The organism is Pseudomonas sp. E1BtOHC1 (assembly GCF_058744285.1).
In genome coordinates this window covers 6,029,196-6,042,878 of sequence record NZ_CP196023.1, presented here as the reverse complement: position 1 = coordinate 6,042,878, position 13,683 = coordinate 6,029,196, and the positions used below count along the sequence as shown (strand labels likewise).

At 61.9% G+C, this 13,683-nt stretch carries 15 protein-coding genes and 1 riboswitch; of the genes, 13 read left to right on the top strand and 2 right to left on the bottom strand.

Annotated elements, in window-relative coordinates:
• Positions 1-188: 188 nt before the first annotated feature.
• The 4 genes from hda to ACSSVC_RS27170 all read left to right on the top strand — a co-directional run bounded on the left by hda (position 189) and on the right by ACSSVC_RS27170 (position 3,119).
• Complete coding sequence (gene hda / locus ACSSVC_RS27185) at positions 189-893, top strand: DnaA regulatory inactivator Hda (protein WP_007898944.1); 705 nt, start codon at positions 189-191, stop codon at positions 891-893.
• Between the two features lie 223 nt (positions 894-1,116).
• Complete coding sequence (locus ACSSVC_RS27180; RefSeq protein ID WP_102860746.1) at positions 1,117-1,737, top strand: C40 family peptidase; 621 nt, start codon at positions 1,117-1,119, stop codon at positions 1,735-1,737.
• Positions 1,738-1,901: 164 nt separating this feature from the next.
• Positions 1,902-2,435 carry a C40 family peptidase gene (locus ACSSVC_RS27175; RefSeq protein WP_092311761.1) on the top strand — a complete coding sequence of 178 codons (534 nt, stop codon included), beginning with the start codon at positions 1,902-1,904 and terminating at the stop codon, positions 2,433-2,435.
• A gap of 21 nt (positions 2,436-2,456) precedes the next feature.
• Positions 2,457-3,119 carry a class I SAM-dependent methyltransferase gene (locus ACSSVC_RS27170; RefSeq protein WP_346632285.1) on the top strand — a complete coding sequence of 221 codons (663 nt, stop codon included), beginning with the start codon at positions 2,457-2,459 and terminating at the stop codon, positions 3,117-3,119.
• Positions 3,120-3,121: 2 nt separating this feature from the next.
• On the opposite strand, the gene ACSSVC_RS27165 is transcribed toward ACSSVC_RS27170, so the two are convergent.
• Together ACSSVC_RS27165 and ACSSVC_RS27160 are read right to left on the bottom strand one after the other, a co-directional pair.
• Complete coding sequence (locus tag ACSSVC_RS27165) at positions 3,122-4,441, bottom strand: PQQ-dependent sugar dehydrogenase (protein ID WP_346632284.1); 1,320 nt, start codon at positions 4,439-4,441, stop codon at positions 3,122-3,124.
• A gap of 70 nt (positions 4,442-4,511) precedes the next feature.
• A complete protein-coding gene (locus ACSSVC_RS27160) occupies positions 4,512-5,093 on the bottom strand; it encodes a hypothetical protein (RefSeq protein WP_346632283.1) in 582 nt (193 codons plus the stop codon).
• Positions 5,094-5,262: 169 nt separating this feature from the next.
• A riboswitch (cobalamin riboswitch) is annotated at positions 5,263-5,495 on the top strand.
• Between the two features lie 80 nt (positions 5,496-5,575).
• Here ACSSVC_RS27160 and cobO point away from each other — a divergent pair.
• The 9 genes from cobO to ACSSVC_RS27115 are packed head-to-tail and all read left to right on the top strand — an operon-like array spanning position 5,576 to position 13,683.
• Positions 5,576-6,187 (top strand): cob(I)yrinic acid a,c-diamide adenosyltransferase, encoded by a 612-nt coding sequence (cobO, locus tag ACSSVC_RS27155; RefSeq protein WP_346632282.1) that lies wholly within the window; start codon positions 5,576-5,578, stop codon positions 6,185-6,187.
• 10 nt (positions 6,188-6,197) lie between these two features.
• Positions 6,198-7,520, top strand: a complete 1,323-nt coding sequence (locus tag ACSSVC_RS27150) for a cobyrinic acid a,c-diamide synthase CobB (protein ID WP_492611708.1) — start codon at positions 6,198-6,200, stop codon at positions 7,518-7,520.
• Positions 7,513-8,163, top strand: a complete 651-nt coding sequence (gene bluB / locus ACSSVC_RS27145) for a 5,6-dimethylbenzimidazole synthase (protein WP_123726934.1) — start codon at positions 7,513-7,515, stop codon at positions 8,161-8,163. Before ACSSVC_RS27150 ends, bluB begins: the two co-directional genes overlap by 8 nt.
• Complete coding sequence (gene cbiB, locus ACSSVC_RS27140; protein ID WP_492611707.1) at positions 8,160-9,068, top strand: adenosylcobinamide-phosphate synthase CbiB; 909 nt, start codon at positions 8,160-8,162, stop codon at positions 9,066-9,068. Before bluB ends, cbiB begins: the two co-directional genes overlap by 4 nt.
• Positions 9,061-10,053, top strand: coding sequence for a threonine-phosphate decarboxylase CobD (gene cobD / locus ACSSVC_RS27135; RefSeq protein WP_346632279.1), 993 nt, complete (start codon positions 9,061-9,063; stop codon positions 10,051-10,053). Before cbiB ends, cobD begins: the two co-directional genes overlap by 8 nt.
• Complete coding sequence (locus tag ACSSVC_RS27130; RefSeq protein ID WP_492611706.1) at positions 10,050-11,501, top strand: cobyric acid synthase; 1,452 nt, start codon at positions 10,050-10,052, stop codon at positions 11,499-11,501. The genes cobD and ACSSVC_RS27130 overlap by 4 nt, the downstream gene beginning before the upstream one ends.
• Positions 11,502-11,537: 36 nt before the next feature.
• Positions 11,538-12,059 (top strand): bifunctional adenosylcobinamide kinase/adenosylcobinamide-phosphate guanylyltransferase, encoded by a 522-nt coding sequence (gene cobU, locus ACSSVC_RS27125; RefSeq protein WP_404937489.1) that lies wholly within the window; start codon positions 11,538-11,540, stop codon positions 12,057-12,059.
• Positions 12,056-13,111 (top strand): nicotinate-nucleotide--dimethylbenzimidazole phosphoribosyltransferase, encoded by a 1,056-nt coding sequence (gene cobT, locus ACSSVC_RS27120; protein ID WP_492611705.1) that lies wholly within the window; start codon positions 12,056-12,058, stop codon positions 13,109-13,111. Before cobU ends, cobT begins: the two co-directional genes overlap by 4 nt.
• A complete protein-coding gene (locus tag ACSSVC_RS27115; RefSeq protein WP_446439242.1) occupies positions 13,108-13,683 on the top strand; it encodes a histidine phosphatase family protein in 576 nt (191 codons plus the stop codon). The genes cobT and ACSSVC_RS27115 overlap by 4 nt, the downstream gene beginning before the upstream one ends.

Here is a 13,683-nt window from a genome sequence, read left to right as displayed (position 1 = left end):
CGTTCCTTCATGACTATCGACCTGCTGCTGTCCAGGCTGTCAAAGAATCCCCTTCAGCCCGTTTCGACTGACGCAAACCTTTGATTTTGCTTGTGGTCTGCTGCATTGTGCGCTCGGCGTCACGGGTATAAACTTTGCAAACTTTACACAGAGGCCACTAACGGTTCCTTTGGAACTGTTCAGTCAGCATGAAACCGATTCAGCTGCCCCTAGGTGTGCGTCTGCGTGATGACGCCACCTTCATCAACTACTACCCAGGCGCCAATGCCGCTGCACTCGGCTACGTCGAGCGCCTATGCGAAGCCGACGCCGGCTGGACCGAAAGCCTGATCTATCTCTGGGGCAAGGACGGCGTAGGCCGTACTCACTTGCTGCAGGCGGCGTGTTTGCGTTTCGAGCAGTTGGGGGAGCCTGCGGTTTATCTGCCGCTGGCAGAGTTGCTGGATCGTGGTATCGAGATTCTCGACAACCTTGAACAGTACGAACTGGTCTGCCTGGATGATCTGCAGGCGGTGGCCGGCAAGGCGGATTGGGAAGAGGCACTGTTCCATCTGTTCAATCGCTTGCGCGACAGTGGCCGACGCTTGCTGATCGCGGCCTCGACCTCGCCCCGAGAGTTGCCAGTGAAGCTGGCGGACTTGAAGTCCCGTCTGACCCTGGCGCTGATCTTCCAGATGCGTCCGCTCTCCGATGAAGATAAATTGCGTGCCCTGCAACTGCGTGCGTCCCGTCGTGGACTGCACCTGACCGATGAAGTCGGGCATTTTATTCTGACTCGCGGCACTCGCAGCATGAGTGCTCTTTTCGAGCTGCTCGAACGTCTTGATCAGGCCTCGTTGCAAGCTCAGCGCAAACTGACCATTCCCTTCCTGAAAGAGACCCTAGGCTGGTAAAACCGGGGCCTGCAGAGTTTCCCTGGTATGCGTTCGGCATATTTCAGGCGCCAGAAAACGCACCTTTGGAAGGGTTTCCAGAGGCGGGCGAACTTAAAATGGGCTTAAAGCCTTAGATGTACGGAAGAAACTCATAAGTCACATTCTGATCGATTGAATTTGCAAATGAGGGCGATAGAAGGCATAGTCGCGTCTTCTTTTATTTCAAGCCACGGTCGTGCCCATGCTAAATCGCTTCGCACCCCTCGTGCCTCTCGCACTCGTTACCCTGTTGTTTGGTTGCGCTTCTCACACTCCGGTGTCTCAGCAGCAGCCCGTGCAACAGGCTCAAGTCTCCGCAAAAAACCAGTCTTCCGCTGTTTACCAGGAAGAGCTGGCAACTGAAAAGGAACTGGCAGAGTTCTCTGACAGCAAGCCTTACCAGTTGCCAGTTCTGGCTGACAGCATCCTCGAGCGCGGCATGTCCTTGATCGGTACCCGTTACCGTTTCGGCGGTACCTCGGAGGCCGGCTTCGATTGCAGCGGTTTCATCGGTTATCTGTTTCGCGAAGAGGCGGGCATGAACCTGCCGCGTTCCACTCGCGAAATGATCAACGTCAAGGCTCCTCTGGTCGCACGCAACAACCTCAAGCCGGGTGATCTGCTGTTCTTCAGCACCAATGGCCGTGGGCGCGTCAGCCACGCCGGTATCTACCTGGGGGATGATCAGTTCATCCACTCCAGCAGTCGTCGCAGTGGCGGCGTGCGGGTCGATAGCCTGGGTGACAGCTACTGGAGCAAGACCTTCATCGAAGCCAAGCGAGCCCTCGCCATGGCGCCGACTGTAGTCACTGCACGTAAATAAGCAGACCATTTGTAGGGCGAAGTTAAAGTCTTACTTGAAGTTTGGCGTGTAGACGCTAGAATCCTGATCTATTGTTGAAACTAACCGCGTAAGCCCTGCTTACGCGGTTTTGTTTTCAGTACCACGGCAGAGAAAGCCGCATCCCGATCAGGATTGTTCAGCTTATGTCGACCTCGGCCCGTTTTGCGCTTATTGCCCTCGCTGCACTGCTCAGTGCCTGCGCCAGCCGTACACCGCCTCCGGCGCCTGTGGTACGTGCTCCGGTATTCAACTCCTCCCAGGCTTTTTCTCCGGTTGCCGAAGACGTGCTGTTTCGCGCCTTGGGCCTGGTAGGCACGCCTTATCGCTGGGGTGGCAATACTCCGGACTCCGGATTCGATTGCAGCGGTCTGATTGGTTATGTCTACCGTGATGCGGCTGGTATTTCCTTGCCGCGCTCGACTCGGGAAATGATTGGCATGCAGGCGCCGGATGTGGGCAAGAATGCCTTGCAGACCGGTGACCTGATCTTCTTTGCCACCAATGGCGGTTCTCAGGTCAGCCATGCCGGGATTTATGTTGGCGAAGGACGTTTCGTGCACGCCCCGGCCACAGGTGGCACCGTTAAGCTCGACAGTCTGTCCAAGGCCTATTGGCAGAAGGCCTACCTGAGCGCCAAGCGTGTACTGCAGCCGGAACATCTGGCGCACAATCCATAAGCCTTCCCTGTCGAGGTGCTCGTGACTGCTCGTACTCTCAACCTCGACGATGCCCTTTATCAGTACCTGCTGGACGTTTCACTGCGTGAGACGCCCCTATTGCGTCGTTTGCGTGACGAAACCCAGGCGCTGCCCAATGCGCGCTGGCAAGTGGCGCCGGAACAAGGGCAGTTCCTCGCGCTGCTGATCAAGCTCACCGGTGCTCGCCGGATCCTCGAGGTCGGGACCTTCACCGGCTATAGCGCCTTGTGCATGGCTCAGGCGCTACCCGACGACGGTTCGTTGACCTGTTGTGACATTCCCGGTGACTACAATGCCACCGCCCGTCGTTACTGGAAGGAGGCGGGAGTCGACCAGCGTATTGACCTGCGCCTGTCGCCTGCGCTGGAGACCCTGGCTGGCCTGGAGCAGGCGGGCCCGCTTGAGTCTTTCGATCTGATCTTTATCGATGCGGACAAGGCCAATTACCCGGCCTACCTGGAGTTCGCCCTGCGTTTGCTGCGAGTTGGGGGGCTGGCGGTGTTCGACAACACGCTATGGAGCGGGCGAGTGCTGGAGGCGAATGCCGCCAGTGAGGATACCCGAGCCATCCAGGCGCTCAATCGTGCCTTGAAGGATGACTCGCGCATCGACTTGTCACTGCTGCCCCTGGGGGATGGCCTGACCCTGTGCCGCAAGCGCTGAACTCAGGGCGCCTTGGCGGCGGATACCCGCCAGATCTTGTTGCCGACATCATCGGCGACCAATAGGCCTCCTTGCTGATCGATGACTACCCCGACCGGGCGCCCCAGGGCTTTTTCATCGGCATTGAGAAAGCCGCTGAGTACGTCGATTGGTTGTCCCTGGGGTTTGCCCGCGCTGAAAGGCACGAATATCACCTTGTAGCCGCTGTGGGGCTTGCGGTTCCAGGACCCGTGCTGGCCGATGAAGGCGCCTTCGGTAAAGGGGGCGGGAAGTTTGCTGCCTTCGGCGAAGGTCAGGCCCAGTGAGGCCGTATGTGGGCCTACGGCGTAATCCGGAGCGATTGCCTTGGTCACCTGCTCGAGATTTTGTGGCTTGACCCGCACGTCCACGTGTTGCCCGTAGTAACTGAAGGGCCAGCCATAAAAAGCCCCGTCCTTGACCGAGGTGATGTAATCCGGAACCAGATCGCTGCCGATTTCGTCGCGCTCATTGACTGCGGTCCATAGCGCTCCGCTGACCGGCTCCCAGGCCAGGCCATTGGGGTTGCGCAGGCCGGTGGCGAACAGGCGATGCTTGCCACTGGCGCGATCCACTTCCCAGATGGCCGCACGGCCTTCTTCTTTATCCAGGCCATTTTCCCCAACGTTACTGTTCGAGCCGACGGTGACATACAGCTTGCTTGCGTCCTTGCTGGCGATGACGTTCTTGGTCCAGTGGTGGTTGAGTGTGCCGCCGGGGAGGTCGAGCACCTTGGTGGGGGCTGCGCTGATGTGGGTGTCACCGTTCTGATAGGGGAAGCGCAGCAGCTTGTCGGTGTCCGCCACATACAGATCATTGCCCACCAGGGTCATGCCGAAGGGGGAGTTGAGGTTCTCCAGGAACAGGCTGCGGGTTTCCGCCACGCCGTCGTGATCCTGGTCCCGCAACAGGGTAATGCGATTGGCGCTGGGGACGGCTGCGCCGGCTCGGCCCATTACTTTTCCGGCGATCCAGCCACGAATGCCCTGACTGTCATCCGGCTTGGGTGGTGCATTGGTTTCAGCCACCAATACATCGCCATTGGGCAATACATACAGCCAGCGTGGGTGGTCGAGGTTTTCGGCGAAGGCGGCAACCTGGGTGCCGGCTGCGGCCGTGGGTTTTGCGCCTTGGGGCCAGCCGATGGCAGGGGCAATATTGACCGTGGGGATCAGCGTGGGATTGGGTTCCGGCAGCTTGGGGTTCGGTCCGGTGCCGTCTGAGACTTGCAGGCTGGAGGTTTCGCCGCAGGCGGTGAGGCCGGCGGCGATAACGATAAGCAAGGTGTGTTGAAGCTTGAGCATGCTGATTTCCCTATGAGTGCACGAACGTCGTAGTCATAGAGGAGCATAGCCAGTCGATGGTTCCGCCTGATCAGCGGGCCTCCTTGAACAGTACGGCAATCCCCGGATGGTAGTGGCCGCTTTCGTTATGCAGCTTGCGGTAGGCGTAGGGGAAGTACCAGGCTACGGCGCAGCAGTGCTCCTTTTGCAACTCGTCCAGCATGTCCTGAAGTTCTTCGGGAGAGGCGCTGTGCTGGGCTTTTTGCGGGGCTACAAACAGGCAGCCGAGCCTCAGGTCGCTGGGATAGCTGATCTTTTTGGCGTCACTGGCAATGTCCAGCAATGGCTGGGTCAGGTGCAGGCTGTTGACCCGTGGCCAGCGCTGAGTGGTCTGGATATAAGCGCGTTCGTCCTTGGTGGCCAGGTACAGGTCGGTACGAGCGTTGCGAGCACCTTCCTCCTGCTGCTTCTTGCTGGGGCTGTGTTCCAGGCTGATCATCTCCGCCATCCAGGCGGCCGCGGAGAGTAATCCCAGGTTGGCCTTTTCATCGAACCAGTACGGGGTTTCGTTATCGCCGCGGACTGCGTTGTAGCGGTCAATGCAATCGAACCAGCGTTCCAGCATCGGGCGCAGGAATTCCAGCTTTGGATTGCTGATGATCATGCCTTGCATCGAACTCACCCCTTATTGTTGTGTGGCAGGACCTGGGTCCCGGAATGTGGCTATTTGATATCACTGCTCTGAGTGTGGCACAAGATTGGCGCCAGTTTGTTGATGCAGTGCAGTTTTGTGCGATGTGCGACGGCCGGCTTTAATTGACGCTCCACCCCCAACCCTCTAACCTTCGCGACTTGTTTCAGGTGCTCTGTGGCCCGTGGTCGACAGAGTGAAACAGGGAAGCCGGTCAGTGCCTGTTCCAGCGATGGACACGGCAACGATTCCGGCGCTGCCCCCGCAACGGTAGATGAGTCAAGGCTGTGCCAGATGCCACTGTGTCGATGACATGGGAAGGCGCGCAGCCCGGCAGCGATGCCCCTCATGAGCCCGGAGACCGGCCTGATCCATCCAACGGCATCACGGTGGGCGATGCCAGGCTAGCGCCGTCTCTTTCTTTTCCTGCCCGCCGTTCCCCAGCCCCAACGGAGAGCTGCCCCATGAGTGAATCCCCCGATCGTGACGAACGCCATCTGGCGCGCATGTTGCGCAAAAAAGCCGTGATCGATGAGCGCATCGCCAACTCGCCCAACGAATGTGGTTTGTTGCTGGTGCTGACCGGCAATGGCAAGGGCAAGAGCAGTTCGGCCTTCGGCATGCTGGCGCGGTCCATGGGCCACGGTATGCAGTGCGGCGTGGTGCAGTTCATCAAGGGCCGTAACAGCACCGGCGAAGAGTTGTTCTTCCGGCGTTTTCCAGAGCAGGTGCGGTTTCACGTGATGGGTGAGGGTTTCACCTGGGAAACCCAGGATCGCCAGCGCGACATTGCTGCGGCCGAAGCGGCCTGGGCGGTATCCAGGGAGCTGCTGAACGACCCGGAGATTGGCCTGGTAGTACTCGACGAGTTGAACATCGCCCTCAAGCACGGCTACCTGGATCTGGATCAGGTGCTCAGTGACCTGCAGGCCCGTCCCCCCATGCAGCACGTGGTGGTAACCGGCCGCGGCGCCAAGCCGGAGATGATCGAGCTGGCGGATACCGTCACTGAAATGGGCATGATCAAGCATGCGTTCCAGGCCGGTATCAAGGCGCAGAAAGGTGTTGAGCTGTGAGTGTGAATTCATGACCGATGTTCGTCATTGCCCGGCGGTATTGATCGCCGCACCGGCTTCCGGCCAGGGCAAGACCACCGTGACCGCGGCATTGGCCCGTTTGCACTGCAACCAGGGGCGCAAGGTACGGGTATTCAAGTGCGGTCCGGATTTTCTCGATCCAATGATTCTTGAGCGAGCCAGCGGTGCTCCGGTGTACCAGCTGGACATGTGGATGGTCGGGGAGCAAGAAAGCCGCCGCTTGCTTTGGGAGGCTGCGGGCGAAGCGGACCTGATTCTGATCGAGGGGGTCATGGGGCTGTTCGACGGCACGCCCTCCAGCGCCGATCTGGCACGGCATTTCGGAGTCCCGGTGCTGGGGGTGATCGATGGCACCGCCATGGCCCAGACCTTTGGTGCGCTGGCCCTGGGACTGGCCCGCTATCAGCCGGACCTGCCGTTCGCTGGGGTGCTGGCCAACCGGGTAGGCACCTTGCGTCACGCGCAGTTGCTTGAAGGCAGCCTCACCGAGGGACTGCGCTGGTATGGAGCCTTGTCCCGGGAGACTGACATCGAGCTGCCCAGCCGCCATTTGGGGCTGGTGCAGGCCAGCGAACTGAATGATCTGGACCTGCGTCTTGATGCCGCCGCTGCAGCCCTGGCCAGCAGTTGCCAAGTGGCACTGCCGCCGGCAGTGAGCTTTGCCGCACCCACGCCGGAGCCCTGCGAGCCTTTGCTGGCGGGTGTGCGAATCGCCGTAGCGCGGGATGAGGCGTTTGCCTTTACCTATGGCGCCAACCTGGATCTGTTGCGGGCCATGGGCGCGCAGTTGAGCTTCTTCTCGCCGATTCATGACACCGAGTTGCCGGAGGCGGACAGTTTGTACCTGCCCGGTGGCTACCCCGAATTGCACCATCAGGCACTGGCGCAAAACACCGCGATGCTGGGCGCTATTCGTGCTCACCATGGTGCGGGCAAGCCGTTGCTCGCGGAGTGTGGTGGCATGCTGTATTTGCTGGACTCCCTGACCGACGTCGAAGGGCTGCGTGCCAATCTCTTGGGGTTGCTGCCCGGCGATGCCGTGATGCAAAAACGCCTGGCGGCCCTGGCCTTGCAAGCGGTGGAGTTGCCGGAGGGCAGCTTGCGTGGCCACACCTATCATCATTCCCTGACCAGCACGCAACTCGAGCCGATTGCCCGTGGCATCAGTCCCAATGGTGGTCGTGGTGCGGAAGCGGTGTATCGCGATGGGCGGATGACTGCCTCCTATGTGCACTTTTACTTTCCGTCCAATCCGGCGGCGGTGGCGGCGTTGTTCGTGCCGGCTTCTGCAGAGGGCGTGGCAGGTGAGTGAGCAGGGGTTTTCTGCGGCGGAGCGTGAGGCGGTTTATCGCGCCATTGCCGAACGCCGGGACATGCGTCACTTCGCCGGTGGCAGTGTCGCGCCCGAGCTGCTGCAGCGTTTGCTGGAAGCGGCGCATCAGGCGCCCAGTGTCGGGTTGATGCAACCCTGGCGCTTTATCCGTATCAGCGATCGACCACTGCGTGGACGAATCCAGCAGTTGGTGGAGGAGGAGCGGGTGCGCACTGCCGAGGCGTTGGGGGAGCGTTCCGACGAGTTCATGAAGCTCAAGGTCGAAGGCATCAATGACTGTGCCGAGGTGCTGGTGGCGGCGTTGATGGATGGGCGCGAGCGGCATGTCTTTGGACGGCGGACCCTGCCGGAAATGGACCTGGCCTCGCTGTCCTGTGCCATTCAGAACCTTTGGCTGGCAGCCCGCAGCGAAGGACTGGGCATGGGCTGGGTTTCGCTGTTCGAGCCCCAGGCCCTGGCCGATCTGCTGGGATTACCCGCCGGCGCCAAACCCTTGGCCGTGTTGTGCCTGGGACCGGTTACCGAGTTCTATCCGGCGCCGATGCTGGCGCTGCAGGGCTGGGCGCAACCCCGGCCATTGAGTGAGTTGCTGTATGAGAATTACTGGGGAGTGAGTCAATGAGTGTGGCGTTGCTGAGTGTCGCCGGGGTGGCGCTGGATGCGCTGCTGGGCGAACCCAAGCGCTGGCATCCGCTGGTGGCCTTTGGCCGTGTGGCGGATCGTATCGAGCAACGTTTCAACGCCGCCGGCCGAGGCTGGCGCAGCCATGGGGTCACGGCCTGGGTACTGGCGGTGCTGCCCTTGACCCTGTTGGCCACGGCCCTGTCCTGGCTGCCCTACATCGGTTGGCTGGTGGAGATCGTTGCACTGTATTGCGCCCTGGGTCTTCGCAGCCTCGGCGAGCACGTCGAGCCGGTGGCTCAGGCTTTGCGCAGTGACGACCTGGATGAAGCCCGGCATCGGGTCGGCTTTCTGGTGAGCCGTGAGACCCGTGAGCTGGACGCCACCGAAGTGGCGCGGGCAGCCACTGAATCGGTGCTGGAAAACGGCAGCGATGCCGTGTTCGCCGCCTTGTTCTGGTTCGCCGTGGCCGGCGCGCCAGGGGTGGTGCTCTATCGTCTGAGCAACACTCTGGATGCGATGTGGGGTTATCGCAACGAGCGTTTTGAGCGTTTCGGCTGGGCGGCGGCGCGAATCGACGACCTGCTCAATTACATTCCTGCACGGCTGGTGGCCCTGACCTATGCCTTGCTGGGCAAGACCCGCCTGGCGCTCACATGCTGGTGGCGCCAGGGCCCGACCTGGGACAGCCCCAATGCCGGCCCGGTGATGGCGGCTGGAGCGGGTGCCCTGGGGGTCGAGTTGGGCGGCGCAGCGATTTATCACGGTGAGTTGCACCAGCGCCCGCAACTGGGCGAAGGCGAGCCGGCGAGTGCCGACTCCATCGATCGCGGCTGGAAGTTGGTGCAGCGAGGTGTCTGGCTGTGGTTGTTGATTCTGTGCCTGGGGGCTGAATTCTATGCTTGAGCACGGTGGAAGGTTGCGCAAGGCGGCCCAGGAACACGGAATCGCCGAAGAGGCCTGGCTGGATCTGTCCAGCGGATTGGCGCCCTGGCCATTTCCCCTGCCGCCCATTCCCCTGCGTGCCTGGGCGCGCCTGCCGGAAACCGATGACGGCCTGGAGCAAGCGGCCTGCGCCTACTACGGCGCGAGTGAGGTGTTGCCGGTGGCCGGTTCCCAGGCGGCGATCCAACTGCTGCCGCGGCTGCGGCGGGCGGGCAAGGTTGGGGTCCTGTCGCCCTGTTATGCCGAGCACGCCGAGGCCTGGCGGCGCAGTGGCTATCGGGTGCGTGAGGTACTGGAGCAGGAAGTGGATTTCTTTCTCGACAGCCTCGATGTGCTGGTGGTGGTCAACCCCAACAACCCCACCGGTTTGAGCCTGACGCCGGAGCGCCTGCTGGATTGGCACGCCCGCTTGGCCCAGCGCGGTGGCTGGTTGGTGGTGGATGAAGCCTTCATGGATAACACCCCGCAACTGAGCCTGGCCCGGCATGCCCATCAGGTGGGGCTGATTGTCCTGCGTTCATTCGGCAAGTTCTTCGGGCTGGCCGGAGTACGCCTGGGCTTTGTCCTGGCCGAGCGCCGGTTGCTCAGGCTGTTGGCGGAGCAGGTTGGCCCCTGGGCGGTCAGCGGGCCTACCCGGGTGCTGGGGCAGGCCTGTCTTCGGGATGTCGAGGGCCATGCCCGGCAACGTCTGCGCAGTGAGGCGGCCAGTGAGCGTCTGAGTGAAGTCCTGGAGCAGCATGGCTTCAAGCCCCAAGGCGGCTGTGCGCTGTTCCAATGGCTGATCACCGCCGAGGCCGAGCGGCTTTATCAATTCATGGCGCGGCGCGGCATTCTCCTGCGGCTGTTTGCCCACAACAGCAGTCTGCGCTTCGGCCTGCCCGCCGACGATGCCGATTGGGCGCGCCTGGAACAGGCGCTGCAGGCTTATCGCAAGGACTATCCATGAGCACGCTGATGGTACAGGGCACCACCTCGGATGCCGGTAAGAGCACGTTAGTGACCGCCCTGTGTCGCTGGCTGTTGCGCCGGGGCGTCAGCGTGGTGCCGTTCAAACCGCAGAACATGGCGCTCAACAGTGCAGTGACCGCCGATGGTGGTGAGATCGGACGGGCCCAGGCGGTCCAGGCCCAGGCGGCCAATCTGGCGCCCCACACCGATATGAACCCGGTGCTGCTCAAGCCCAACAGCGACACCGGTTCCCAGGTGATCATTCACGGCCGGGCCGTCACCACCATGAATGCCGTGGCCTATCACGACTACAAGGCCATCGCCATGCAGGCGGTTCTGGCTTCCCATGAGCGTCTGCGAGGCGCTTATGAGGTGGTGATGGTGGAGGGGGCCGGCTCTCCGGCCGAGATCAATCTGCGGGCTGGCGATATCGCCAACATGGGGTTTGCCGAAGCGGTGGACTGTCCGGTGCTGCTGATTGCCGATATCAATCGTGGTGGGGTGTTCGCCCATCTGGTGGGAACTCTGGAGCTGCTTTCGCCCAGCGAGCAGGCGCGGGTCAAGGGCTTCATCATCAATCGTTTTCGCGGTGACCTGGCGCTCTTGCAGCCGGGGCTGGACTGGCTGGAGGCGCGTACCGGCAAGCCGGTGATCGGCGTGCTGCCCTATGTCATGGACCTGCATCTGGAGGCGGAGGACGGCATCGACCAGCGCCAGGCCGGCAAGGTCGATCAAGTGCTGAAGGTGGTGGTGCCGGTGCTGCCGCGCATCAGCAATCACACGGATTTCGATCCGTTGCGCCTGCATCCTCAGGTGGACTTGCAGTTCATCGGCCCAGGGCAGGTGATTCCCGCCGCGGACCTGATCATTCTTCCCGGCTCGAAAAGCGTACGCGGCGATCTGGCCTATCTGCGAGCCAACGGCTGGGACCGGGCCATCGCCCGGCACCTGCGTTATGGCGGCAAGCTGCTGGGGATCTGCGGTGGACTGCAGATGCTTGGCAAGCAGTTGCACGACCCACTGGGTTTGGAGGGCGCGGCGGGCTCCAGCCCGGGCCTGGGCTTGCTGGATTTTGAGACCGTGCTCGAAGCAGAGAAGCAGCTGCGTAACGTCAGCGGCTGCTTGACCCTGGAGACTGCGCCGGTCAGTGGCTATGAAATTCACGCCGGCGTCACTCGCGGCCCGGCCCTGGAGCAGCCTGCGGTGCAGTTGGAGGACGGTCGCAGTGATGGCGCTTGCAGCGTCGATGGGCAGATCCTCGGCACCTATCTGCATGGTCTGTTCGAGGCTCCGACAGCCTGTGGTGCACTGTTGCGTTGGGCGGGTCTGCAGGATGTGCAGGAGGTGGATTACCACGCCTTGCGCGAACGCGATATCGAGCGTCTGGCGGACCTGGTGGAGCATCATCTGGATACCGCCGCACTGCTCAAACTCTGTGGCCTGTAGCGCCACGGTGGACTTACTTTTCAAAGGTGCTCAAGCATGCTGCAACTGATTCTCGGCGGTGCCCGCTCCGGCAAGAGTCGCCTGGCGGAAAAACTGGCCACTGACAGCGCCCTTGAGGTGATCTACATCGCCACCAGCCAGCCCCTGGATGGCGAGATGAATCAACGTATTGCCCATCATCGTGAGCGCCGCCCGTCCCAATGGAGATTGATCGAAGAGCCGCTGGAGCTGGCCCGGGTGCTGCAGCAGGCCGCTGGCACCGGGCGTTGCCTGCTGGTGGATTGCCTTACCCTGTGGTTGACCAATCTGCTGATGCTCGAGGACGAGCAGCGCTTGGCCATCGAACGTGAGGCCTTGTTGCAGTGTGTGGCGACACTGCCGGGGGAGATCATTTTTGTCAGCAACGAAACTGGAATGGGTGTCGTGCCCCTGGGCGAATTGACTCGCCGCTACGTGGATGAAGCCGGTTGGCTGCATCAAGCCCTGGCCGAACGTTGTCAGCGTGTGGTGCTGACGGTGGCCGGTCTGCCCCTGACTTTGAAAGGAACTGCGTTATGAGTAACTCCTGGTGGCTGAACCCGTGTAAGGCGGTCGATGCCCGGATGGTCGAGCAAGCCCTGGAGCGTCAGCAGCAATTGACCAAGCCGGCCGGGTCCCTTGGTCAACTGGAGCCCTTGGCGGTGCGTCTGGCCGGTTTGCAAGGACAGCTCAAGCCATGCCTTGAGCGGTTGTGGATTTCGATTTTCGCCGGGGATCACGGGGTGGTCGCCGAGGGCGTATCCGCCTACCCACAGGAAGTGACAGGGCAGATGCTGCTGAACTTTGTCAGCGGCGGTGCAGCGATCAGCGTGCTGGCACGGCAACTGGGTGCGCAACTGGAGGTGGTGGACCTGGGGACAGTGGCCTTCGGATTGAGCCTGCCGGGTGTGCGCCACCTTAATCTCGGTGCCGGTACGCAGAACTTTGTCCAGGGGCCGGCCATGACCCCGGCTCAGGGTGAGCTGGCCCTGCAAGCGGGCCGTGACAGTGCGTTGCGCGCCCGTGCCGAGGGTGCCCAACTGTTTATCGGTGGTGAAATGGGCATTGGCAACACCACTGCCGCCAGTGCCATTGCCTGTGCGTTGCTGGACATTCCGGTGGCGCAGTTGGCCGGACCGGGGACGGGTTTGAATGCCGAAGGGGTCAACCACAAGGCTCAGGTCATCGAGCGGGCCTTGGCCCTGCATGCAAGCTCCCGCGACGATGCCTTGCAGACGCTGTTCAATCTCGGTGGTTTTGAAGTGGCTGCGTTGGTAGGGGCCTATCTGGCCTGCGCTCAGGAAGGAATCGCAGTGCTGGTTGATGGGTTTATCTGCAGTGTCGCGGCGCTGGTGGCGGTGCGCCTGAATCCGGCGTGCCGTCCATGGCTGCTGTTTGCGCATCAAGGAGCCGAGCCGGGACACCGGCATGTGCTGAGTGCTCTGCAAGCCGACCCGTTGCTGGACCTGGGCTTGCGCCTGGGGGAGGGCAGCGGTGCTGCGCTGGCGGTGCCGTTACTGCGCCTGGCCTGTGATCTGCACGGGCAGATGGCGACCTTCGCCGAGGCGGCCGTGGCGGACCGGCCGGCATGACCCTGCATCTGGACCTGTTGCGCCACGGTGAAACCGAGCTGGGCGGTGGTTTGCGTGGCAGTCTGGACGACGCCCTGACAGCGCGGGGCTGGCAACAGATGCGTGATGGGGTTCAGGGGCGCGGGGGTTGGGATCTGATCGTCAGTTCACCCTTGCAGCGGTGCTCGCGTTTTGCCGAGCAACTGGCTGCGCAGTTGCAGTTGCCCCTGCTTCTGCAGCCTGATGTACAGGAGCTGCATTTTGGCGCTTGGGAGGGGCAGAGCGCAGCGGCGCTGATGGAAACCAATGCCGATGATCTGGGCCGATTTTGGTCCGACCCCTATAGCTTTACTCCGCCCCAGGGGGAACCCGTGGTGGACTTTTCCCGACGGGTGCTGGGTGCGATCGAGGGCTTGCAGCGCGATTGTGCCGGGCAGCGGGTGCTGTTGATCAGCCATGGCGGGGTGATGCGCCTGTTGCTGGCCCGGGCGCGTGGGCTGCCCCGAGAGCAGTTGCTGAATGTGGAAGTCGGTCACGGTGCGTTGTTCAGCTTGAAAGTTGCCTCCACGGGGCAATTGAGCGAGGAGGGCTGA

Coding starts and splice junctions, on each gene's coding strand:
- hda (WP_007898944.1), top strand. CDS start 189: ATGAAACCGATTCAGCTGCCCCTAGGTGTGCGTCTGCGTGATGACGCC.
- ACSSVC_RS27180 (WP_102860746.1), top strand. CDS start 1,117: ATGCTAAATCGCTTCGCACCCCTCGTGCCTCTCGCACTCGTTACCCTG.
- ACSSVC_RS27175 (WP_092311761.1), top strand. CDS start 1,902: ATGTCGACCTCGGCCCGTTTTGCGCTTATTGCCCTCGCTGCACTGCTC.
- ACSSVC_RS27165 (WP_346632284.1), bottom strand. CDS start 4,441: ATGCTCAAGCTTCAACACACCTTGCTTATCGTTATCGCCGCCGGCCTC.
- ACSSVC_RS27160 (WP_346632283.1), bottom strand. CDS start 5,093: ATGCAAGGCATGATCATCAGCAATCCAAAGCTGGAATTCCTGCGCCCG.
- cobO (WP_346632282.1), top strand. CDS start 5,576: ATGAGTGAATCCCCCGATCGTGACGAACGCCATCTGGCGCGCATGTTG.
- ACSSVC_RS27150 (WP_492611708.1), top strand. CDS start 6,198: ATGACCGATGTTCGTCATTGCCCGGCGGTATTGATCGCCGCACCGGCT.
- cbiB (WP_492611707.1), top strand. CDS start 8,160: ATGAGTGTGGCGTTGCTGAGTGTCGCCGGGGTGGCGCTGGATGCGCTG.
- cobD (WP_346632279.1), top strand. CDS start 9,061: ATGCTTGAGCACGGTGGAAGGTTGCGCAAGGCGGCCCAGGAACACGGA.
- ACSSVC_RS27130 (WP_492611706.1), top strand. CDS start 10,050: ATGAGCACGCTGATGGTACAGGGCACCACCTCGGATGCCGGTAAGAGC.
- cobU (WP_404937489.1), top strand. CDS start 11,538: ATGCTGCAACTGATTCTCGGCGGTGCCCGCTCCGGCAAGAGTCGCCTG.
- cobT (WP_492611705.1), top strand. CDS start 12,056: ATGAGTAACTCCTGGTGGCTGAACCCGTGTAAGGCGGTCGATGCCCGG.
- ACSSVC_RS27115 (WP_446439242.1), top strand. CDS start 13,108: ATGACCCTGCATCTGGACCTGTTGCGCCACGGTGAAACCGAGCTGGGC.